This window comes from Megasphaera cerevisiae DSM 20462 (assembly GCF_001045675.1).
Lineage (GTDB): Bacteria > Bacillota > Negativicutes > Veillonellales > Megasphaeraceae > Megasphaera > Megasphaera cerevisiae.
Map to the genome: position 1 here is coordinate 1 of NZ_LEKT01000006.1, position 23780 is coordinate 23780.

Below are 23780 nucleotides of genomic sequence, written 5' to 3' on the forward strand. Positions count from 1 at the left end.
TTTAAATATAATATCTCAAAATATTCGTTCTCTCACAAGTAAAAAAAGTAATGCTGCTTATCATTTGATATTTAATGATAATAATAGTATATATATATTAAAAATTATATATATTGATTTTTCTAGTTTTTTTTGTTATAACATATTTTATAATTAGATTTTACTGTTTTTTTACACTTTTAAAAGAGGTGTCATTCTTGATTGATACAGTCCTTCAAATATTAGCAGAAAAAAAAATAAATGCCTGTCCTAATCAGCGTATTATTCCCATAGAATATGACGAAAAAGCTTACTATATTAAGAGAAAAATTTCTAATGGCCGTAATGCACTGATCAAACAAAATACAGCCGCCTCCTTTTGGTGTGAAGCTTATAAAATAATGATGGTAAATCAATATTTTCCGCTGGCTCCGCATATTATTTTCATGAGTGATGATTATTTTATCATGGATGCTGCGGGAAAGACGCTTCAACATATTGCTAAGGAACCGGAATATACCTTCATTCGCAATAATGCATTTGCTAAAGCAGGGGAAGCGCTGGCCTTACTGCATTCGACAGGTCTTCATCATGGCAGGCCAGCCTTGCACGATATTGCATATAAAAGGGAAACAAATACAATTACTTTGCTGGATTGGGAAAATGAAAGGCATTTTTTTTCAGTGGACATGAAAGCTTTAGATATTTTCCTTTTTATTCATAGCTGCTTTCGCGAAGAATGGAGTACTACACAGTTAATTGATATTGCAGTCACCGCCTACCTTTCCGTAAAAGGAAGTGCTGAACAAATAATGAATGTCAAACAATTTGTCCGGCATCATGCAATTTTATTTCAGTTATGCAGAGAACTGGCATCTTTTGGATGGATAAATGTGACTGCGGTTAACTGGACAAGAAATTATATAGAAAAAATTTGATTTTATCTTATTTTGCTAAATAAAACAGTAGGCAGATCTTGAAGGGATCTGCCTACTGTTCACCACATGTATAAATTAAAGAAATCTTTTATTATAAATAACCTCGCTCACATAAACTGACAAAGGTGCCGTCACCAATAATAATATGATCTAAAACAGGAATGTCCATTACTCTTCCTGCTTCAGCAATATTCTGTGTCACCAAAATATCATCTTTGCTGGGCTCTGGATTCCCGCTGGGATGATTATGAATCAATACAATAGCCGCTGCATTATACCGAATCGCAAAACGAAACACATCCCGTGCCTTAGCCAAACTGGCATTCAAAGTGCCAATCGTCAATGTTTGATACGTAATCAGCTGATTTTTAGTTGATAAGTATACCGCAGCAAATCGCTCCTGCGGTAAAAAGCGCATATCCTCCATAACATATTCAGCAATGGCTTCCGGCGTACTAAAATCAGGTGCTCGCTGTTTGACACGCTGTCGTGCAATGCGCCGCCCCAGCTCAATAGCCGCACAAACAGTTACGGCTTTATCCCTTCCCACACCATGAATACAGCAAAGATCATTAACAGAGGATTCACTAAGATAGTAAATATTTTCTCCAGGAAGAGATCGAATCATACTTCTGGATATGTCCAACACCGAGTGTCCTTTGATTCCTGTCCGCAGCAAAATAGCCAATAAATCTTGGTCAGTAACGGACTGAGGGCCATGACAAAGAAATTTTTCTCTAGGTTTTTCACACATAGCCAGTCTGTGGATATCTATACTCATACATCCACCTTTGCTTTGCGCAGCATTTTGCACACCTGTGACAAGGGCAGGCCCACTACATTAGTATAGGAACCATTTATTTTATCAACAAAAGCAGCTGCACGGCCTTGTATGCCGTAAGCACCGGCTTTATCCAAAGGTTCTCCGCTGGCGACATACTGAGCGATTTCTGAATCCGTCAAATGTCGGAACCACACCTTTGTTTCGACGACTCTGGAATGAATTTCCCCATCTCGCACCAGTGCAACACCAGTATACACAACATGTTTACGATCAGACAAGGTATGAAGCATTACGGAGGCCTCTTTCGTATTACGAGGTTTGCCAAGTATAGCACCATCTACAGCTACAATCGTATCTGCACCCAATATCCACTGCCCAGGATATATTGAAGCCACATCACAAGCTTTACCAACAGCTTGAGCCTGGACAAATTTTACAGGATCTTTCTTTTTAGGAGAATCTTCCTTATAAGAACTCGGATTCACCATATACGCAATGCCAATCTGTGTCAGCAGTTCCCGCCGACGTGGTGAGCCGGAAGCTAAAATCAGCAAATATAAAACCTCCTATCCAATATGACGAAAAACAAATAATGCTATTAAAATGCCAATAATACTTAAAAGATTGGGGGCAAACCGAATGCCAAATTTTATTTCCATTATATATAGATTTAAATCTACGTTTTGAATATTAAAAATTTCATAGTGCTGTGAAAATACAGGCAGCAGATTGCCAAAACTTACACCTGACAATATATCTCCCAATATACCGCCTAATAAGCCTCCCACAACTAAAAACAATATAAACAGTAAGACTCCATGAGTCCCTACGGTTCTCATAAATAAAAATGCCTCCTCTTACTATACTATCTACAAAATTCATTATACCGTTTTCATAAAATAGCCGCAACCATAAAACCTATAGGAACAGATTTTTTCATCTAATTTTAAGAATATCTAAACCGCACGGTTAAATTTTAATCTAATTTTAATAAAAGTGCCCTCAGGCCATCGGTATCACATAAAACAAGGCTGCAGAAAAGATTGATCACCTATTTCCACAGCCCTCCGATGTATTCATCAGATTACAAAGCCTTACTCTTCTGTTAAAAGACAGCACTAGCAATCTATTTGTTTTTCTGCATTTTAGCCCATGTATCACGAAGACCAACAATACGATTAACTACCATATGAGTTGCGGATGTATCTGCATCCAGAACAAAGTAGCCTTGTCGCAGAAATTGAAACTTATCCCCAGGATGATACTGCAAAATATAAGCTTCTGCCTTGCTATGATATACATCCAAGCTATGCGGATTAATCTGTGCCAGAAAATCGCCGTTGTCGGTTTCTTCTTCCCCATTGGATTTAAGAAGATAATCATATATACGAGTTTCAACATCCACCGCATCTGCCGCGTTTACCCAATGCAGCGTTCCCTTGACTTTACGGTTCGCGTTAATGCCGCTGCCGCTTTTGCTTTCCGGATCATAGGTGCAGTGCAATTCAACAATCACGCCATCCGCATCTTTAATTACCTCTTCACACTTAATAATATATGCATATTTTAAGCGTACTTCCTTGCCTGGAGAGAGACGGAAAAATTTTTTTACAGGTATTTCCATAAAATCATTTCGTTCAATATAAATTGTCCTGCTGAACGTCATCTCCCGAGTACCCATAGCTTCGTTTTCCTGATTATTTTCTGCTGTCATTGTTTCGGTCTGTCCAACTGGATAATTCATAATAACAACTTTGATGGGGTCAATAACAGTCATAATACGCGGTGCCTTCATTTTTAAATCTTCACGAATACAGTATTCTAATAAAGAAATATCGACAGTGCTATCTGCCTTCGCCACTCCAATACGATCACAAAAATCACGAATTGCTTCAGGAGTATAGCCGCGGCGCCGAATACCTGCAATAGTAGGCATTCGCGGATCATCCCAGCCACTGACAATACCTTTTTCGACAAGTACTCGCAGTTTCCGTTTACTCATGACCATATTAGTTACATTCAGGCGGGCAAATTCAATCTGCCGTGGAATCTGACCGTCTGCATCCTCCCAGTTTTCAAGGCACCAATTATACAGCGGTCTGTGATCTTCAAATTCAAGAGTGCAAATAGAATGCGTAATCCGTTCTATCGCATCAGAAACAGGATGTGCAAAATCATACATAGGATAAATGCACCATTTTGTCCCTGTCCGATGATGGGGAGCGTGCACAATCCGATAAATCACGGGATCACGCATATTAATATTCGGACTTGCCATATCAATTTTGGCACGCAGAACCTTTTCACCATCTGCATACTTACCATCTTTCATTTCCTCAAACAATTTTAGATTCTCTTCGACACTGCGGTTCCGGCAGGGGCTTTCTTTGCCAGGTTTGCTGAAATTACCGCGGTATTCACGGATTTCATCGCTTGTTAAATCATCAACATATGCTTTCCCCAAACAAATCAATTTTATGGCATAGGTATAAATCTTATCAAAATAATCCGATGTGTAAAATAGCCGGTCATCCCATGTAAATCCCAACCATTGTACATCTTCCTTAATAGAATTAACATATTCCACATTTTCTTTTGAAGGATTGGTATCATCAAATCTGAGATTGGTCAGTCCCCCATATTTTTGGGCAATACCAAAATTGAGACAAATAGATTTTGCATGACCAATATGCAGGTATCCATTAGGTTCTGGCGGAAACCGGGTATGTACTCTTTTTTCGTATGTATTTGATTCATTGTCTTCATCGATGATATTTTCAATAAAATTTTTCGTGATTTCGTTATCCATCAAAGACTCTCCCCTTTGTATATGATATTTTATTTTAGCATAAAACAGCGCTATACACTAGCAATCCCTGTGATTTTACTGATATTTCTTCTATCCCGCCTTTTTAATATGCTATAATAAACACAATATATAAAAAGGAGACGATACAATGCTGATAAAAAAACTACTTACTTTTGAAGATGTGGGCCTTGCCCAGTGGGGCGTCCTTACGGAAGATGAAACAGGTGTATACAGTGCGATTGCGTTAGAAGAAGCTTTTTTCACACCACTTCCAGAAACACTGTTGGACTTTATTCGACAAGGCAATGATGGGCTTTTAGCCTTATCAGACGCACTGGAGCAAAATGAAAAAACAGCTGCCGTTGCGGCAAAACCGCTCAACACCATTCGTATTATGGCTCCGATTCCACAAGTTGAAAGAAATGTGTTCTGTATCGGTAAAAATTATGCCGAACATATTGCTGAATTTGACAAAACACAGAAACCAGACCTCCCAAAATATCCGCTTATTTTCACCAAGGCCACTACAGCTGTCATCGGTCCTGAAGATGCTATCAATTCTCACACTCATGTAACCAGCGAACTGGATTATGAAGGAGAACTGGCAGTTATAATCGGCAAAGAAGGTTCCGACATTCCTATCAGTGAAGCAATGGATTATGTATATGGCTTTACAATTCTCAACGACGTCACCGCTCGTGACCTGCAACGAAACCATGGGCAATGGTTTCATGGCAAAAGTCTTGATACCTTTTGCCCCATGGGACCGTACCTTTTGATGCGGGATGCTTCTCCCGACACCTTCGATGTAACTACTAAAGTCAACAATGAAGTACGCCAAGACGCATCGACAGGTGAATTTATTTTTACTATTCCGCAATTGATCCAATGTCTTTCTCAAGGAACAACACTATTGCCAGGTGATATTATTGCCACCGGCACACCGTCTGGAGTTGGCGTTGGCTTTAATCCTCCTCGGTACCTCCATAAGGGGGACACTATAGAAATCACAATTTCTGATATTGGTACACTAAAAAACATTGTAAAATAGTAGCGTCCTTACCATGTTATAACCTATGACTGCAGTCCCATCAGACATTTTGTCAACCGGTGCTGCAGTTTTTTATTTTTTCCTATAATTAACGCGATATATTTCCATTCCTGTTTATACTATACTAAAATTAAGAAAAAACTGATAGCTGCTTTTTAGGTATCGGTACTCCAACACATTCAATACTCTCAACGAGTATACTCCCTGTCATGATTTTTAAATGTTTCCATATTAAACTAAACATATGACTGACAAAGCTAATCACAAGGAATATTCTCAGATAAGACGAATAGATATTGGCTAAAACCAGATACGCATAAAATATGCAGCCTCCCGTCAGGGATACTGCATATCTCCCCTATATAATCATACATTCATTATGTTGCCAAAGCCATTCTATCACGACACATTATTATCATTATTCATAATGCTATGTTTATTTCCATATGCCAGATAGATAAATAAACCTAAAATAGACCAGCCTGAAAATAATGCCAGTGTATGCCACGAAAGCTGAAAAAATACAAAAGCACAGAAAATAAAACCTAAGGGTGCGATAATATGAACGGCAGGGCATCTGAATCCCCGCGGTTTATCCGGATACATGCGCCGCAATACCAAAATACCAACACAAGAACATAAAAAGGCAAAAATGGTTCCGGCGCTGCAGGTTTCAGCAACAATTTGTATTGGTGTAAAACCGGTAATGCAAGCCACAAGGCAACCCACCAAAATCTGAATGATATACGGTGTATGAAATTTAGGATGCACCTTGTAAAACCCCATAGGAATCAGTCCATCACGGCTCATAGAATATAGCGCCCGACTTTGTGCAAAAAGCATTCCCAGTACAACCGTCGATAATCCGCAAAGTGCCCCGGTACCGACCAGAGCCGATCCCAAATGAAGACCAATATATTCAAGCACATAAGCTGCCGGCGCCGCCGTATTCAACATAGTATACGGTACTACACCGGTCATGACAGCACAGACAGCAATATACAAAACGGTACAGATAAATAATGCCGAAATAATGCCAATAGGCATGTCCCGTTTAGGATTTTTTGTTTCCTCTGCCGCCGTTGACAACGCATCAAATCCCAGATAGGCAAAAAACAAAACAGCTGTCCCAGCAGCAACACCATGATATCCATACGGTAAAAAAGGAGTCCAGTTAATGGGATCAATATGCGGCGCTGCCAGAAATAAAAAGATAAAAATGGTCCCGATTTTAATATATACCAAAATATTATTAATACGGGCACTTTCACGTACACCAATCACTAACAACGCAGTAGCCAGCAATACGATAATAACAGCCGGTAAATTTACAATTCCGCCTTCGGCTGGCACGGAAGTCAGTGCCTTAGGCAAATCAATACCACAAGCATGCAGAATTCCAACAAAATAAGCAGACCAGCCGCCTGCGACAGCACTAGCACCGACAGAATATTCCAGAATAAGACTCCAGCCCACCCACCAGCCAAAAATCTCCCCCAGCGAAGCGTAGGCATACGTATAAGAACTGCCGGATACAGGTAAAAACGACGCCAGTTCAGAATAGGCCAAACAAACAAACGTACATGTTACAGCAGCTAGAACAAACGAAAGCATAAGTCCGGGACCTGCATATTTAGCAGCTCCGATACCCGTCAAAACAAAGATCCCTGTGCCGATAATAATGCCCAACCCCATAAGTGTGATATCAAAGGCCCCCAAGGCTTTTGTCAGTTTCTTTTCCTGTGTATGCCGCATCAAATCGTCAAAAGATTTACGACGCAAAATACTCATATGGCTCATCTCCTTTTAAAAGCCTCCTAAAAAAATATTATAGCTCTTCTTTATGCTCAAAATAATACGTATGAGAATACTCCAGGGAACATTCTCATACGCTTTTAACGTTGCTATGCGTCAGCGCCAGAAGAAGATGTTACAACAGATTTCCAAATCATTCCGATAATAAATCCGGCCAGAGCAAAACATATCCAACCCATTCCTAACGGATGGAGCGGTACCATCGTATTGAAAAAGGTATCAATGCCGCCGAGCGAAATTTTGGCAGTCTGCGTCCCGTTTACCAGCGCCGTAATCATTGTAAGTCCAATCGTCCAGGCATATACGCACTGCCGCCCGTCAAACACCTTATGCAAAAATGTCAAAATGACAAGGACAACAACAATGGGATAAATAAACATCAATACCGGAATAGCCGCAACAATAATCGTCTTTAATCCAAACATAGCTACACCAAATGAAAACACGGAGAATATAGCAACCCAAGCTTTATAGCCTACGCCGCCCACAAGACCATGAAAATAAGAAGCACAAGAGGTAATCAGCCCGATACTGGTGGACAAGCAGGCCAACAATACAATAATCGCCAATATAATAGCACCTACATTACCAAACAGGATCATAGCGCTTTTTGAAAGAACGGGAGCGCCGGTACTCTGAATACCAAAAGCCATGACACTGTCCGCGCCGATTTTGGCAATAAAAACATACACAAAAGCCAAACAGCCTACGGCAATAATCCCGGCTTTAAAAACTTCGTTTGTAATCTCTTTCGGCGTAGTGGCACCATCTTCAACAACAAATTCAATAACTAAAATGGCAAATACAAGCGATGCAATCGCATCCATTGTACCATATCCATCCAAAAATCCCTGCACCGCAGCCAAAGATGCAGTTGCATAAGCCGCCGTGGGAGCCTGTGGCACGCCAAGCGGTGTAATAAATGATTTGACAATCAGTACTAAAATAACAATCAGCAATGTTGGTGTCAAAATTTTACCGATTCTATCCACCAATTTTTGAGGGCTTGCAGATAACCAATACGAAATGACAAAAAATACAATCATAAAGCCTACCATGATCATCGTATTATCACCATCTCCCAAAAAAGGATGTACAGCAATTTCATAGGAAACGCTGCCTGTTCGGGGTGTAGCAAAACAGGGTCCAATAGTCAAATATGACACAACTGTAAAAAATAAGCCAAATTTAGGATGAACGCGGCTTGCCAACTCCTGTAGATTTTTACAGCCGGAATACCCGATAGCTAAAACCCCGGCCAAAGGAAGTCCTACACCTGTGAAAATAAAGCCAAATACAGCCCACCATACATTTTCTCCTGCGTTTTGTCCCATGGAAGCCGGAAAAATCAGATTCCCTGCCCCAAAGAACAGTGCAAACAACATTAATCCAATCGCAATCGTCCTATTACCTTTTTTCTCCTCCATATCATTTCCTCCCATCGTTTTGATTCTTTCCAAAAAATAATAATGAATATACGCTTCATAAATTAAATAATTTAATTTATGACTTTATTGTATCATAAAAAGTATTAAAAATCATTATATGTACTTAGATTTAATTTTATTCTAATAATGGTTTAATTTACTTTTAATAAATCTGTGAAATTAAGAACAATATAAAAGGTACTGTAACAAAAAAATGAAGATAATTTCCTTATTTTTGTTACAGTACCCTTTGTTGCCTTACTTCCTTCTGTTTTTTTTACGTATATTATTTTATATCTAACGAAGCGAATCTTCTCTTGACACAAATATAGGTATCCGTCTATTCATCATATAGCACAATGTTTCTGGCGCTCACTATATTGTTGAATGCAGCATAGCTGACTAGGTTATTACGCTCCGGTCCTCCCTGTCAACTATTACTATTACAGTATCTTTTTTAATGCCGCTATAAGTAATTCATTTTCCTGATGCAGCCGTACCGCAACTCGCATATAATATGAATTTAATCCTGGATAATTAGCGCATGTCCGAATCAGAATCCCTTCACACCGAAGCATTCCCTCAATATCATTCGAAGTATATCCGGATTTTTCTATATTCATCAGTAAAAAATTTGCTGATGATGGAAATATCTGCACTCCATGCAACGTTCTAAACGCATTATACAGCCACTTTTTTTCAGCAGCAATAAACAGACACGTATGTTCTTGATACGTCCTATCTGCCAACGCGGCCACCCCTGCATATTGTGCAAGTACATTTACATTCCAGACATCTTTATGCTTTTCCATCATCTGCACATTTTCTGTTGACGCAACAGCAAACCCCAATCGCAGACCAGGCAATGCATAAAACTTAGTCAGTGAAGAAAGAACAACTAAATTAGGATATTTTCCCGCCAATTTCTTGATAGAATATGCGTCTGCGTCACATTGAAAATCCAGAAAAGACTCATCAACAAGAATAATTGTTTTCTGAGACGCGGCCACACGAACTAATCGCTCTATTTCAGCGGCTGGCAGCAGCCGGCCAGTTGGATTGTTCGGATTACCGAGGATAATGCAATCTGTACGGCCACAAGCCGCAGCTAATTCATCCCAGGGAACCGCAAATGCGGCGGCAGCCTGCAAATATAAAAAATCTACACGAGCTCCAGCTGCTCTGGCAGCTCTTTCATATTCGCTGAAAGAAGGACTGGGAATCAAAACACGACCGGGCCGAAAACAATGAAAAAAGACATACAATAACTCTGTTGCGCCGTTTCCCAAGATAATATCATGATAAGGAACGGCGTAATAAAGAGCAAGTGCTTCCTTCAAATCCCGGCCTTGTGGATCTGGATAATGTACAATACACGATATATGGCTGATAATCGTATCGCGCACACAGGAAGACAAACCAAGTGGGTTTATATTAGCACTAAAATCTATCCACCCTCTTTTTCCTGACAGCGGTATATAAATATTCCCGCCATGTTCAAATTTTTGTTGCATCACTATCTCCTATATTCTACCGTCCAGCCACCGCTTATCAAAGAAACTGTTCTCATATACTGAATCGGCAATATATTGGCATTTATTAACCGTACGCGATCTTCTATACGCGCTGTATCCATATCTCCCGGAAATAAGACGCCCAGTACGGTCCCGCTGTGCGCCACATTTACTCCAAGTCCGCCCCATTCAGGAAGCTTCTGAATCAACGATTTTAATCCATCTTTAAAAAGAATACATTGATTGGCCTGGGCGCTCCACGTCGCAGCATATCCGACTGCTTCTGCAGTATACGTTTTATCCAGCAATCGCAGCGCCGCATCAATGCGACGGTCCTGCCGCGGTGCCAATCGATCTTTAGCAGCATGAAAAGCGACAGTATCAACATAGCCTCCGGTGTCAAAAACAGCAATTTTCAAAGGCGGCGGCGGGCCATATGCACGAAGAATCTGTCCCGTATGATAATTAATAGAAACAATACCCTGACAAAACACCCCATCCGTCGGGTCCTCCAGCGCAGCCAGTCTGCCAATTTCATCCTCACTGAGACATTTTCCAAAAACGGCGGCCGTCGCAATAATAACAGCCGCCGCATCTGCACTGCTGGAGGCCATACCTTTTCCCTGTGGAAGCTCTGATTGTATAGTCAGTCCAAAAGGAAATTCCGTTTCTCCTATATATGATAGTGTCCGCTGCAGCACACGACGGGCTTTACTGCCGACATTAAAAAATCCCCTCAATTTATCATTGACCACAGCAGCAGCATACAAATCAACAGGACAAGTAATGAGAAACGGCATTCCCTGCATATATCCCTGTACCAATTCGCCGCATGATCCTGGTACGCGAACGATCAGTTCCATAATCCAACCACTCCAAGACGGTAAAAAGCTGTCAAAATAACGGCCAAAACAGTTACGGTATACATAAGGTAAATACACTGCATAATATGATACGGTACTAATGAAAAAAAAGCCTCTCCCATATATGCTCGAAAGGTTTTGCGTCCAAAATAGGAATTATATCCACCCAGCCGGATTCCCAATGCCCCGGCGGCAGTTGCTTCAGCATAGCCGCCGTTTGGGCTGGGATGCTTTACGGCATCACGGCGCATAGTGTGCCATGCCAGACGCCAATCATACTGCAGCAAAAAGGCGGCTGCAATAAAAAGGAGAGCCCCCATACGGGCGGGAATATAATTAAATATATCGTCAACACGGGCTGCAAAGCGCCCAAAATAGATATATCGATCATTTTTATATGCAATCATTGAATCCAACGTATTCACCGCTCGATAAACAACTGCCAGCGGGAGTCCGCCTATCGCAAAAAAGAAAAGCGGAGATAAAATGCCATCTACTGTGTTTTCTGCAATGGTTTCTACAGTTGCCCGTGTAATTTCTGCTTCGTTAAGTTGTTCCGTATCGCGGCCCACAATTTGTCCCACCTTGCTGCGAGCAGTTTCCACCTGATGTTGCCGCAAACATTTATAAATTTCCCAGCCGGCTTGAGCCAAACTGCGCGGACATATCATCAATGATAATATCAAAGCCTGCACGAACCAGGATAAATATGAATTCTGAAGATAACCCAGGCCAACTAAAGCAACACAAATAAGGTCATAGGTTAGAACCAAAACCACCATAACAAGAATAGCCCCCAACGTAAATTGAATGCCCTTCGATGCTTCTGGACTATAAAAAAAAACTTCCAATCGAGCTATGAGCTTTCCTATCAGAGCCACTGGATGAAATGAAACATGCGGATCTCCTATCAGCATATCCAATAAAAATGCCAGTAATGGTGTAATCATACAATTCCTCGTTCCATAATCTGCCGCAATGCCTTCATATCCAAGTGAGTCCGCACTACATCAGCCAAACGATCATAGTTTTTCTGTTTCTCTGCAGAAAAATCACGGGATAGAGAGCGCGGTTCCATTCCCTTTTTTAACCGCAGGCAATTCAAAATAGCGCGACGAAAATTGTTGTTATCAAAAATCCCATGAATATAGGTTCCCCATACCAATCCATCGGCACGCGCCGTACTACTGATGTCGCGGCAGATATTGCCAACGTGTTTTGTAACGGCAATCGGATGACGCTCTTCTGCATTGTTGCAAACAGTATGCCCCATATGAATTTCATAACCCTGTAATGTATTATCTGTAATAATCTGACCTAAAAAGGGGAGTTCGGTACAAATTGCCATGACCTGAGAAGTCATTTTTTCTTTTGCAAAAGTCGTGGTAAGGCTCAACAAACCCAATCCATTAACACGGCTTAAAGAAGACTCTGTATGGTCCGGATCGCATATTTCTCCACCCAGCATCTGATAACCGCCGCAAATTCCCACTACGGGACGTCCCATGGTAACATGCTCTGCAATAGCCTTTCCCAAGCCACTTTTATTTAACCAAATCATATCTTCCATCGTATTTTTACTGCCTGGCAGCAAAATTAAATCTGGTTGTCCCAATTCATCGATCTGATTTACATAATAAAGAGACACATCAGGTTCCTGAGCCAGACTATCAAAATCAGTAAAATTAGAAATTTTGGGAACCTGAATTACCGCCAACTTTAATGCGGCACTCCGCACATCACCTTTTTTTTCTTCCAATGATACCGAATCTTCATCATCAATTCCCAAATGATCGATAAACGGAATAATACCTAAAACAGGTTTTCCCGTCTTTTGTTCCAAAAAACGGACAGCCGGTGCCAAAAGAGTCTCATCACCACGAAATTTATTAATAACCAATCCCTTGACCAGCGCCCGTTCTGTTTCATCCAAAAGGTCCAGCGTCCCTACCAATGCGGCCAGCGATCCACCACGATCAATATCAGCAATAAGCAATACCGGAGACTTGGCATATTTAGCAACCCGCATATTTACAATATCATGCTCTTTTAAATTAATTTCTGCCGGACTGCCCGCTCCCTCAATAACAATAACCTCAAACTCTTTATCCAAGCGGGCTAACGCACTTTTCGCTGCTGAAAACGCGGTCAAAGAATATCCTTTATGATAGTCTTTGGCCGACATATTTCCTACCGACCGGCCATCAATGATGACTTGAGAACAGCAATCTCCTGTCGGCTTTAATAAAACCGGGTTCATATCAGCCTGAGGATCCATTCCTGCTGCTTCTGCCTGGGCAACCTGAGCCCTGCCCATTTCTTTACCGTCTTTTGTAACATATGAATTGAGCGCCATATTCTGTGCCTTAAACGGTACAACCCGCCGCCTCTCCTGAAAAAAAATACGACATAAAGCCGTTGCAATAATGCTTTTTCCCACATGAGAACTCGTCCCCTGCAGCATAATATATTTTGCCACGCAGTACCCTCTCCCTTTCGCGTGTATACATTTAATTTATTATTCATTATAAGCATATCTTCTTTATTTCGTCAAATAAAAAACGTCTCATCCTATCATAACAACGTATACACAGATTTACTTCGAAAAAAACAGCCCTTATATAAACTTCTCCACGCTTAACAGAAAAGCTTAAATATGAGCTGTCCTTTATCTACAAATGTTGTCAAATTCACCCAATGACAATGCCATAGATCAGTTTGCCTGTTTCACCGGCTTAAATATAATCGAAAAAATGATGCATATAATAGCTGTCCCAATCAAAAATACCGCACCGGTACTGTATAATGCAGACGAATTCACCTGCGTCGCCGTCCCTGTATTACTGATACTCGGAATCAGGAAATAAAGCGGCCCTGAAATCATATATACATAAACACTGACAATGCTTAGCAAAATAATCGAATGCTTCATCGAAAACTTATACAGTTCTCCCTCCTGTCCAACAATATTAGTAACCGCAGCCGCAATGGCAATTGATTGTGGTGAAATCATTTTCCCCAGTCCGCCACCAGCCAGGTTAGCTCCTAATCCCAATAAGCCTGATGAACCAATCGCTTCAAATGCGGTGGTCTGTAATTTCCCAAACAAAGCATTAGCGGACGTATCCGAGCCCGTTACAAAGGTACCTATCCAACCGATAATAGATGCAAACAGAGGGAACAATGCCCCACTCGTTGCTACAAAGTATCCCATAGTTGTGATCATACCAGAATTATTGCCTACATATGCATATCCTAACACGGAACCAATAACTACAAAAGTCCATTTCAATTGCTTGCAGGAATTTAAAAAAACCGTCCATGCCGTGTTTCGTGATACGCGTAACACAAAGCAGGAAATAATTGCGGACAATAGAATCGCAGTTCCTGCTGCCGATAACCAATTAAAATTAAACAGCATCGGTATGGCTTGATGTGTCGTTCCACTGATAACCGCATTATGAATAATCGGGACCGGAAATGCCACAGACACAGTATTTAACAAAGCCAATACACTTTTTATACCCCAATCAGCAATCATGATAATTAAGATAATAAAAGGACTCCAAGCACGGATAACATCCTTTGTTTTTAACTTTTCTTTATGCTCCTCAATAGGCACATCATTGTCAAAGCGGAAAATGTGTGCCGGTTTCCAGACTTTTAAAAATAAAGTCATGCAGACCAAGCAGGCAATGGATGCTGTAATATCCGGCAGCACCGGTCCTAAATAATAGCACGTAACACCTAATACAATAGCAAAGGAGGCAGAACAAATGCAAATAGCCGGAAGTATCTCAAAAACACCTTTAATGCCTGACATAACAATAACAATATAAAATGGAATAATAATTCCAATCAATGGCAATACCCAAGCCAGCATCTTAGCAATCGTATTCCCATCCAACCCTGTAACCTGTGCCGCCACCAATACGGGAATCCCCAGTCCGCCAAAAGCAACAGGCGCCGTATTGGCCAATAAAGCAAGACAAGCCGCATACCGAGCCCGAAAGCCCAGACCAACCAGCATCGCTGCGGTAATAGCCACCGGCGTCCCAAAACCGGCAGCGCCTTCAAGAAAAGCACCAAAACAAAAACAAATCAGCAATACTTGAAGCCTGCGGTCATCTGTAATAGAAGAAATCGATTTTTTTATCACTTCAAATTGCCCGGTTTCTACCGTCAAATTATACAAAAACGTAGCCGCAAGAACAATCCAGCCGATAGGGAAAAATCCGTACACAAATCCATGAATTGCTGATACAACAGCTAAATCAACCGGCATATGATACACCAGTACTGCCAGAATAATGGCCAGTACCGCGGTCATCAATCCTGCCCAATATCCCTTTACTTTGAGTACAACCAGTACTACGAAGAAAAAAACAATAGGAATAAACGCAATGAATGCAGATAATGTCAAACTCCCCATTGGATCAAATACCTGAGTATACATAACACACACCTCCTAATATAAAGTTATCTGAGATGAAAATATTCCAGCACACATATCGTTCCATTCGTAAAGCATTTTGCACTATCCGCACGTATTAAAAAAAAATATCAGGCGATAGAATGCATTTCATTTATATGCTAAAAAATATACAGTAATTTGTCAATTAAAATTTATAATGAATAATATAGGCCGATTATAATGAATATACCTTGCACCTTCTATAAGGATTGGACAGTATACAAAAAAACAGGATATCTCAAATCAGACATCCTGTTTATTCTAAACATTTTTTACTATTTTTTTGTATCTTACACAGCAGTGTTTAAAAAAACGGATTCTCACCATGTGCAGAATCCGCATAATTCCTTGGTGACCCAGTAGGGATTCGAACCCTAGACCCACAGCTTAGAAGGCTGTTGCTCTATCCAACTGAGCTACTGAGTCATAAAACAAATGGAGCGGGTGATGGGAATCGAACCCACGTAACCAGCTTGGAAGGCTGGCGCTCTACCATTGAGCTACACCCGCATGTCGTAGTGGTCGGAGCAGCAGGATTCGAACCTGCGACCCCCTGGTCCCAAGCCAGGTGCGCTACCAAACTGCGCTATGCCCCGCCAACAAAGAATATTATACCGTGAATAGAAGTGTCTGTCAAATGTTTTTTTACAAATAATATATATACGTGTATTATTTCGCAAATAAAAACGGTCCTTTCTATTTCCAAAAGTAATCTTATCATACGCTGCATCGCAACACTATATCAGCTCCTCCTTCTATATTCGTTTTCCGCCATAAAAATAATACGTAAATTACCTATTCCTTACAAATGATTGTTGTGTATCATAACCATACGTGCTACCATATAAATTAAGATTTTAATATCAGAATACGAGGTGTCTTTATGGATTTTAAAGAATATAGTCAACAGCATACCACAAGCAGTCGTGCCCGCGAGTTTCTTCGCTATATCGGTCCGGGAATTTTAATTACAGTTGGCTTTATTGATCCGGGAAACTGGGCATCCAATCTGGCTGCCGGAGCCGAATTTGGATATTTGCTCCTTTGGATGGTGACCTTATCAACAATTATGCTTATTCTTTTGCAGCACAACGCGGCTCATCTGGGCATTGTTACCGGCTTATGTCTCTCCGAAGCAGCCACAAAACATTTACCCGCATGGCTTTCTAAACCCGTTCTAGCTTCTGCCATGCTGGCCTCAATTGCAACAGCTTTAGCTGAAATTTTAGGCGGAGCCATCGCCTTAAATATTTTATTCCAGCTTCCTCTGCTAGCAGGTTCTTTTATAACCGCCGGCTTATGTGCATTTTTGCTGCGCACCAATTCATACCACAAAACAGAAAAAATTATTATCGGCTTTGTTTCCATTATTGGCTTTTCTTTTTTGTTTGAACTGAGTATTGTTCCCGTCGAATGGGGAAAAGCAATGGCCGGATGGGTAACGCCTTCTTTTCCTGATGGATCAATGGTTATTATCATGAGCGTTCTCGGTGCTGTCGTCATGCCGCATAACCTTTTCCTTCACTCGGAAATTATCCAGTCCCGGCAATGGAATTTAGAAAATGAATCCGTCATAAAAAGACAACTGAATTTTGAATTTTTAGATACACTTTTCTCCATGATCATTGGATGGGCCATTAACAGTTCTATGATTATCATTGCTGCCGCCGTATTCTTCACTCACCAGGTTGAAGTAACGGACTTATCACAAGCTACAGAATTATTGCGTCCTCTTCTGGGCAGCGGCGCCGCAATTCTTTTTGCCATCGCACTGTTGGTCTCTGGCATCTCATCTACGGCTACTTGCGGCATTGCCAGCGGCAGTATTTTTTCCGGTATGTTCGGTGAGGATTATAATATTAAAGATTATCATTCCTGGCACGGTGTTCTTATTTCATATATTATTGCGCTTATTTTAATTGCTTTCATCAGTGATCCTTTTATGGGGTTGGTATATTCTCAAATGCTTCTTAGTGTGCAGCTGCCAATTACTATCGCATTATTGGTTTATCTGACTTCCTCCAGGCGTGTAATGGGAAAATTTGTGAATACGCTGCCCATGAAGGTCGTTTTGATCCTGATTGGGGTCATCGTAGGGGTACTGAACCTTGCGCTCCTCTGGCAGGCCTTAACAACATAATATCGGTGTTAAAAAAAACGATCCGGCCTGCTATCCAGGTCAGATCGTTTTTTTTTAACCATGTAATTCTTGATCCAGCGCCTGTAATCGCTGAATACGTTTTTCTGTCGGTGGGTGGGTGCTGAATAAATTCATCAGCCCTCCCTTAATACCTGCGAAAGGATTAATAATACACATATGTGCCGTCGATTTCGTAGCCCCAGGCATCACTTCATGATGGGCATAATTATCAATCTTAGCAAGTGCTCGGGCCAACGCCAATGGATCATCAATCATACGTCCGCCCTCATCATCAGCCATGTATTCACGTGTCCGCGAAATAGCAAACTGAATCAAGGCCGCCGCAATAGGAGCAATAATAATGGTCGCAATAAGAGCAATGGGATTACTCCCTTCATTGTCATCATTGCTATGTCCAAAAATAGCTGCCCACTGGGCAATATTTGCAATCATGGAAATTACACTGGCAAAACAAGCTACAATAGTGCTGATAAGAATATCCCGATGCATAATATGAGACATTTCATGTGCCAAAACACCACGAATCTCATCATCATCCAACAAGTCTAAAATTCCTTCTGTTGCAGCTACAGCTGCATGCGATGGGCTCCGTCCCGTGGCAAAAGCATTCGGTACCTCGGTGGGAATGATATATACTTTTGGCATGGGTAATTCTGCACGTTCTGCTAAATCAGCTACAATTCGATACAGCCGACTGGAAGAATCCACTTCCTGAGCGCGATACATACGTAAGACAATCGAATCGCTGAACCAATAAGAGAAGAAATTCATTCCCAACGCAATGACGAGCATGACCACAACACCGGTTCGACCGCCAAAAGATCCACCTATAGCCATCATGATGACTGCAAGGAGCGTCATCAAAAATACGGTTTTTATACTATTCATGTTACTCTCCTCAACTTTCAAGTCATAATACAAAGGTCAAAAGGTTTAACCTTTTATATTATAATTATATATGAGAACGAGGATTATGTCAACGGGACATACATATATATAAGTTTAACCTAACACATGATTATTATACCGCCGGATAAGTACGACGTACTGTCCGTCTTCATCTTTTTGCTCTGTATAAGATACAGCAATAGTCACATCATTCTGAACCCATGTAACCGAAGAACTGCTCTGCCGCTGAGGGAAATTTTCCATATTTGAATAAATGGTTGCCATAAGACGGGTATAAATATCCTTAGCCGTTTTTTTATCTGCTGTTTTAAAATAACTATCAAAAGCCAGTACTTTTCCGGATGCCGAAGGATTAGCCGTGAAAATTTGAATGCCTTCTGTTACAGGTATTGAATTTTTTACAGTCGAACGTTCCGCTCTTTCCTGATAGGATATTGAACTGCCATAAAATTTCCAATCTGGCAGTAATGCGAAATTAGCGCCAAAATCGGCTCTGGGCATTCCTAAATAAACGGTATTATATGCGGTCAGCGGACTGGCAGCAATTTCATCCACAGATTTATTGTAGTCAAATGAAGCAAAAGCAGCCATGCCCATCTCCAGCGTCATCACTATAGCCGTCAATGCTGTTAATATATATCCGTATGTACGTTTCATACTGTTTGCCCCCTTTGCCTATAAAAAAGGCAGTAATATCATACTAAAAAAGCCAAAAACCAATCGTTGAAGCGGAATCAAAATATATGTAAAAAACGGAGTCGCCATAAGAACAATCAAAATAAGAAAACTGTATCGTTCCAGGCTCGCTAATTTATAATTCCATTCAGTCGGCAGGAAACACATTAATACCCTCGATCCATCCAGCGGCGGCAGCGGAATCATATTAAAAATAGCAAAATTGACATTGTACAGCACTATCAAATTAAGAACCTCAGGCAAAGCGGTCGTGCCAAACAAATGCAGCTTCATCAAACAAATTTGAATAACCAGAGCAATAAAAGCCGCAATCAAATTAGCCGCCGGTCCTGCCAAAGAAACACAAATTTCCCCCTTGCGCCAATTCCTGAAATTATTAGGATTAACCATCACCGGTTTGGCCCAGCCAAATTGTGCTACCAGCAGCATCAGCATGCCAATAGGATCAATATGTGAAATAGGGTTAAATGTAAGCCGGCCGGAAAGCCGGGGAGTGTCATCTCCCATATAGTCCGCAATAAGAGCATGCGCGTATTCGTGAATGACCAGGGCAATGAGTAATCCCGGAATACCGGCTACTATATTTAGAAAATTTAAGTTAAACATATATATCCTCCATTAAATGTATATGATAAGAATATAATATAGGAACCACCAAAAGTCAACGTGCATTCTGAAAGGCATTAACAATTTACATAATTTTTTCGTAACTCAGCCTGTCAGTCATAAAAAAATTGAGTCTGCCCGCGCAGACTCAATAAAATAACTTGTATCTAACGGTTTGCTTTCAGCCAATCAATGGCGGTCTGCGCATATACGCCGGAACCTCCGGATAAAACAGCCTCATCAATAGTAAAATGATTGCTGTGATTAGGATATACTGCATCGACAGCCGGATTATACGTCCCTACAAACATAAAACTGCCCGGCTTTTTTTCTTGATAAAAGGAAAAATCTTCACTGCCCATGACCCGTTCATACTCATATACAGCAGCAGACCCTAAAACCTTGGCGGCGGCTTCCCTGACAATCCGAGTGCAGGCAGAATCATTGACAGTAGGTGGTACAACATGGACATATTCCATTTCCGCAGCCGCTCCATACGCCTGTGCGGTAGACTGTATAATTTGATTCATTTTATCTTCCAGCTTCTTCCCCACTTTTTTGTCGAAATATCTTGTCGTTCCTTCCAGTACAGCCTCACCACCCACGATATTCCAACGATCGCCGCCTTTAAAGGTACCAATAGTCAAAACAGCTGTATCAATCGCATTCAGCTGCCGCGAAACAATAGTCTGCAGATTCATGACCATAGCAGAGCCGACAACAACTGCATCAACACCGGCCTGCGGCTGTGAACCGTGAGACTGTTTGCCATGAATTTTAATGGTAAATTGATCGGTAGCCGCCATAGATGCGCCTTCTCTTGCGCTAATTGTCCCAGCCGGGGTGCCCGCCCAGATATGTCCACCAAAAATTGCACCGATTTTCTTATACCATTCACCAAACCGCATCATATAGTATGCACCCTTGCCAATTTCCTCTGCCGGCTGAAAGTCAAGATACACAGTACCGTAAATTTCATTTTTCATATCCAAAAGCATCCTAGCCGCCCCTAAAAGCATAGCAATATGGCTGTCATGACCGCAGGCATGCATAACACCCGCATTTTTTGATTTGAAAGAGACATCATTGGCCTCTGCAACCGGCAATGCATCAATATCTGCACGAAGCGCCACCGCCCTGCCCGTATGTGTTCCCTGAATAAAGGCAATCAGTCCCGTATTTTTTTCCTCATTAATTTTATAAGAAATACCCAATTCATCTAATTTCCCGGCAATACGTTTAGTCGTATTCACTTCTTTAAAACTAAGTTCCGGATATTGATGAAATTCCCGGCGCATATCACAAACATACTGCTGATACTTTTGAACTAATTTTTTCATTTCCATATGTAAGTCACTCCTAATAAAAGACATCTCTATAACCTACATACATTATACTCTATCTAACAATGATGGGAAGAATAACTTTCAATTTCATCATAATTTTCTATTTATAATATCATAAGATTTCAGCAAATTTATATGCAAAAAAAAATAGTGCCGGAATATTTTCACCCATAACGCGCTTATTTTCAGGGAATTCGTTTTTTCAGAATTTCTCCACGCATTTTTTTCATATTTTGATTAAATTGATTCGTATCCGCCATAGCAATGCGAGTGTATAAAATATCACCGATCGCCATGTGGATAAGGCGGGACGCACCGGCTTCCGATGAATACTTTACCTCTCGGCCCATGCCGCACAAACAAATATGAGAAAGTCTGGCCAGCGGTGACTGTCCATGACTGGTAATAGCAATGATTCGAGCCCCTTCCCGGCGAGCGGCCCGGACTGATTGGAGAAGCTCCTGTGATGCGCCGCTATGAGAAATGGCAATCACCGCATCTTCAGGAGAAAGAAGTGCCGCTGACGTGACCTGCATATGTGAATCGGCATAGGCCTGCACAGCAAGACCCAAGCGCAAAAATCTCGTTTCAATATCCTTGCATACGGTAGCCGAATTTCCAAATCCATAAACAGCAATACGGCGAGCTGCTCTTAACACCTCTGCGGCTTTGTCTATACCGTCATAATCAAGAAGACTCAATGTATCCTGAAGTCCTTCGGCAATATTTTCAAAAATTTTCATGCCCACGGTCTGACACGTATCCGCTTGATGAATATCATGATATTCCTTGGTATCCGCAACAGATAATTCAGCCGTAAGATTCAATTTAAGTTCCTGAAGTCCACTGAAACCCAATTTTTTACAAAAACGAGATACAGTAATTTCAGAACTCTGTGTCTTCTGCGCAATTTCAGAAATCGTCTGTTCCATAACCTGCGCAGTATGAACCGCAATATAATCGGCAATACGGCGTTCTGACTTTGTCAGACCGCCGTATACACTTCGCAGTATGGGAAATTTCTGAATTGATTCAGTATCCATATCTTTCCTCACCCCACTTTATATTTATTTTATCCAATAAAAAGATTAATTGTCAAGACACCGGCCAATCCCATAATAGCAATAATCGTTTCCAACGCGCACCAAGTCCGTACGGTTTCTTTTACTGTAAGACCAAAAAATTCCTTAAAAAGCCAGAACCCAGGATCGTTGGGAGGACTAAAAATAAGGGAGCCGGCGCCCGTCGCCAATACCATAAGTTCCGGACTTGCACCAGTAGCAGCACAGATCGGCGCCGCAATTCCTCCCGCGGTCAAGGCCGCAACAGTGGCCGAGCCGCAGGCTGTGCGAATAACCGCCGCAACCAACCACGCAAGCAGCAACGGAGATAAATCAGAACCAGCCACAAGAGTGCCGATATAGGCACCTACGCCACTGTCAATAAGCACCTGCTTCAACGCACCGCCGGCACCGACGATAAGAAGAATCATAGCGATAGCCAGGACTGCGTCCTGAACCGTCTTCATGACACTTTCCATTGATTTTCCCCGGCTCAAACCAAACGTATATATAGCAATCGCCACTGAAATGGTCAATGCCATATCCGGCTGACCTAAAAATGTCAGGACATGACGGATAAACAGATCTTCACCCATTGTCAGTTTCGCAACAGCAGATGCTGCCATGAGCACGACGGGAACCAAAGCGGTAAACACAGATATGCCAAAGCCCGGCATTTCATTATCCTTAAAAATTTTCGGATTATACAAACTTTCAGGAATTTCAGGGTTAATATCTTTCGCAAACCTGCAATATAACGGCCCGGCTACAATGGCTGTCGGAATGGCAATAATAATACCGTATAAAAGAGTCGTGCCAATGTCAGCATTGTAAATAATAGAAATAGCCGTTGGTCCTGGATGCGGCGGCAAAAAACCATGTGTAACGGACAAAGCCGCCGCCATAGGAATTCCTACTTCCAAAAGGGGTATTTTAGCCTCGGCCGCAATAGTGAATACAAGCGGAATAAGCAAAACAAACCCTATTTCATAAAATAATGCAATCCCCACAATAAATCCAGTCAAGCAAACTGCCCATTTAACATTTTCTCTGCCAAATACATTGATAAGCGTTGTCGCAATACGCTGCGCACCACCACTTTCGGCCATGAGCTTTCCCAGCATGGCCCCAAAAGATACGACAATAGCAAGTCCGCCGAGTGTTCCTCCTAACCCCTTTTCAATCGTCGGAATCAATGCGTCAATGGACATTCCCTCTGCCAGTCCAACAAGACCGGCCACCAGAAGCAGCGCAAGAAAGCTGTTCAATTTCACTCTTACAATCAAAAAAAATAAAGCAAGAATACCAATCGCGAGTATAATAAGCGGCATAATTTATTCCTCCTTT

Annotated in this window: 20 protein-coding genes and 3 tRNA genes; 3 read left to right on the plus strand and 20 right to left on the minus strand. The window is 41.4% G+C overall.

All coding sequences use genetic code 11. The features are described 5' to 3' along the window. Window positions 1–113: 113 nt before the first annotated feature. Window positions 114–917: a BUD32 family EKC/KEOPS complex subunit gene (locus AB840_RS02780; protein WP_234984815.1), complete on the plus strand. Its 804-nt coding sequence runs from the start codon at window positions 114–116 to the stop codon at window positions 915–917. A 91-nt stretch (window positions 918–1008) separates the two neighbouring features. On the opposite strand, the gene radC is transcribed toward AB840_RS02780, so the two are convergent. The 4 genes from radC to AB840_RS02800 form a co-directional block, all read right to left on the minus strand. Continuing rightward, window positions 1009–1698: a RadC family protein gene (gene radC, locus AB840_RS02785; protein ID WP_048513315.1), complete on the minus strand. Its 690-nt coding sequence runs from the start codon at window positions 1696–1698 to the stop codon at window positions 1009–1011. Beyond that, window positions 1695–2255 (minus strand): Maf family protein, encoded by a 561-nt coding sequence (locus AB840_RS02790; protein WP_048513316.1) that lies wholly within the window; start codon window positions 2253–2255, stop codon window positions 1695–1697. Before AB840_RS02790 ends, radC begins: the two co-directional genes overlap by 4 nt. 12 nt (window positions 2256–2267) lie before the next feature. After that, window positions 2268–2540 carry a DUF4321 domain-containing protein gene (locus tag AB840_RS02795; protein WP_048513317.1) on the minus strand — a complete coding sequence of 91 codons (273 nt, stop codon included), beginning with the start codon at window positions 2538–2540 and terminating at the stop codon, window positions 2268–2270. 287 nt (window positions 2541–2827) lie between these two features. After that, a complete protein-coding gene (locus tag AB840_RS02800) occupies window positions 2828–4510 on the minus strand; it encodes a glutamine--tRNA ligase/YqeY domain fusion protein (protein WP_048513318.1) in 1683 nt (560 codons plus the stop codon). Window positions 4511–4658: 148 nt separating this feature from the next. Between AB840_RS02800 and AB840_RS02805 the strand changes: the two genes are divergently transcribed. Continuing rightward, window positions 4659–5561, plus strand: a complete 903-nt coding sequence (locus tag AB840_RS02805) for a fumarylacetoacetate hydrolase family protein (protein WP_048513319.1) — start codon at window positions 4659–4661, stop codon at window positions 5559–5561. Window positions 5562–5960: 399 nt separating this feature from the next. Here the strand turns inward: AB840_RS02805 and AB840_RS02810 are convergent, their stop codons facing one another. From AB840_RS02810 to AB840_RS02855, 10 genes are all read right to left on the minus strand, one after another. Beyond that, window positions 5961–7352, minus strand: coding sequence for an amino acid permease (locus tag AB840_RS02810; protein WP_048513320.1), 1392 nt, complete (start codon window positions 7350–7352; stop codon window positions 5961–5963). A gap of 113 nt (window positions 7353–7465) precedes the next feature. Beyond that, window positions 7466–8803 (minus strand): branched-chain amino acid transport system II carrier protein, encoded by a 1338-nt coding sequence (gene brnQ, locus AB840_RS02815; protein ID WP_048513321.1) that lies wholly within the window; start codon window positions 8801–8803, stop codon window positions 7466–7468. Window positions 8804–9246: 443 nt separating this feature from the next. Continuing rightward, the gene (cobD, locus tag AB840_RS02820; protein WP_048513322.1) at window positions 9247–10317 is read right to left on the minus strand and encodes a threonine-phosphate decarboxylase CobD; all 1071 of its coding nucleotides are present in this window, start codon (window positions 10315–10317) and stop codon (window positions 9247–9249) included. A gap of 2 nt (window positions 10318–10319) precedes the next feature. Beyond that, window positions 10320–11180 carry a GHMP family kinase ATP-binding protein gene (locus AB840_RS02825; protein WP_053078127.1) on the minus strand — a complete coding sequence of 287 codons (861 nt, stop codon included), beginning with the start codon at window positions 11178–11180 and terminating at the stop codon, window positions 10320–10322. Then, entirely contained in the window at window positions 11171–12130 is a 960-nt protein-coding gene (gene cbiB, locus AB840_RS02830; RefSeq protein WP_048513323.1) for an adenosylcobinamide-phosphate synthase CbiB, read from the minus strand. Before cbiB ends, AB840_RS02825 begins: the two co-directional genes overlap by 10 nt. Beyond that, the gene (locus AB840_RS02835; RefSeq protein ID WP_048513324.1) at window positions 12127–13659 is read right to left on the minus strand and encodes a cobyric acid synthase; all 1533 of its coding nucleotides are present in this window, start codon (window positions 13657–13659) and stop codon (window positions 12127–12129) included. The genes cbiB and AB840_RS02835 overlap by 4 nt, the downstream gene beginning before the upstream one ends. 234 nt (window positions 13660–13893) lie before the next feature. Then, complete coding sequence (locus AB840_RS02840; RefSeq protein ID WP_048513325.1) at window positions 13894–15636, minus strand: L-lactate permease; 1743 nt, start codon at window positions 15634–15636, stop codon at window positions 13894–13896. 367 nt (window positions 15637–16003) lie between these two features. After that, window positions 16004–16080 (minus strand) — tRNA-Arg (locus AB840_RS02845). Window positions 16081–16090: 10 nt separating this feature from the next. Then, window positions 16091–16164: transfer RNA gene (locus tag AB840_RS02850), tRNA-Gly, on the minus strand. A 9-nt stretch (window positions 16165–16173) separates the two neighbouring features. After that, window positions 16174–16250, minus strand: a tRNA-Pro gene (locus tag AB840_RS02855). Between the two features lie 287 nt (window positions 16251–16537). On the opposite strand from AB840_RS02855, the gene AB840_RS02860 reads away from it, so the two are divergent. Continuing rightward, window positions 16538–17794 (plus strand): Nramp family divalent metal transporter, encoded by a 1257-nt coding sequence (locus tag AB840_RS02860; protein ID WP_048513326.1) that lies wholly within the window; start codon window positions 16538–16540, stop codon window positions 17792–17794. A gap of 54 nt (window positions 17795–17848) precedes the next feature. On the opposite strand, the gene htpX is transcribed toward AB840_RS02860, so the two are convergent. From htpX to AB840_RS02890, 6 genes are all read right to left on the minus strand, one after another. Beyond that, on the minus strand, window positions 17849–18703 hold the full coding sequence (gene htpX, locus AB840_RS02865; RefSeq protein ID WP_048513327.1) for a zinc metalloprotease HtpX: 855 nt from the start codon (window positions 18701–18703) through the stop codon (window positions 17849–17851). A 114-nt stretch (window positions 18704–18817) separates the two neighbouring features. Next, entirely contained in the window at window positions 18818–19381 is a 564-nt protein-coding gene (locus AB840_RS02870) for a hypothetical protein (RefSeq protein ID WP_053078128.1), read from the minus strand. A gap of 18 nt (window positions 19382–19399) precedes the next feature. Continuing rightward, complete coding sequence (locus tag AB840_RS02875; RefSeq protein WP_048513328.1) at window positions 19400–20026, minus strand: site-2 protease family protein; 627 nt, start codon at window positions 20024–20026, stop codon at window positions 19400–19402. A gap of 167 nt (window positions 20027–20193) precedes the next feature. Then, window positions 20194–21372 (minus strand): M20 metallopeptidase family protein, encoded by a 1179-nt coding sequence (locus tag AB840_RS02880; protein WP_048513329.1) that lies wholly within the window; start codon window positions 21370–21372, stop codon window positions 20194–20196. A gap of 185 nt (window positions 21373–21557) precedes the next feature. Further along, window positions 21558–22415: a MurR/RpiR family transcriptional regulator gene (locus AB840_RS02885; protein ID WP_048513330.1), complete on the minus strand. Its 858-nt coding sequence runs from the start codon at window positions 22413–22415 to the stop codon at window positions 21558–21560. A gap of 29 nt (window positions 22416–22444) precedes the next feature. Continuing rightward, window positions 22445–23764, minus strand: a complete 1320-nt coding sequence (locus tag AB840_RS02890) for a gluconate:H+ symporter (RefSeq protein ID WP_048513331.1) — start codon at window positions 23762–23764, stop codon at window positions 22445–22447. Window positions 23765–23780: the final 16 nt, after the last annotated feature.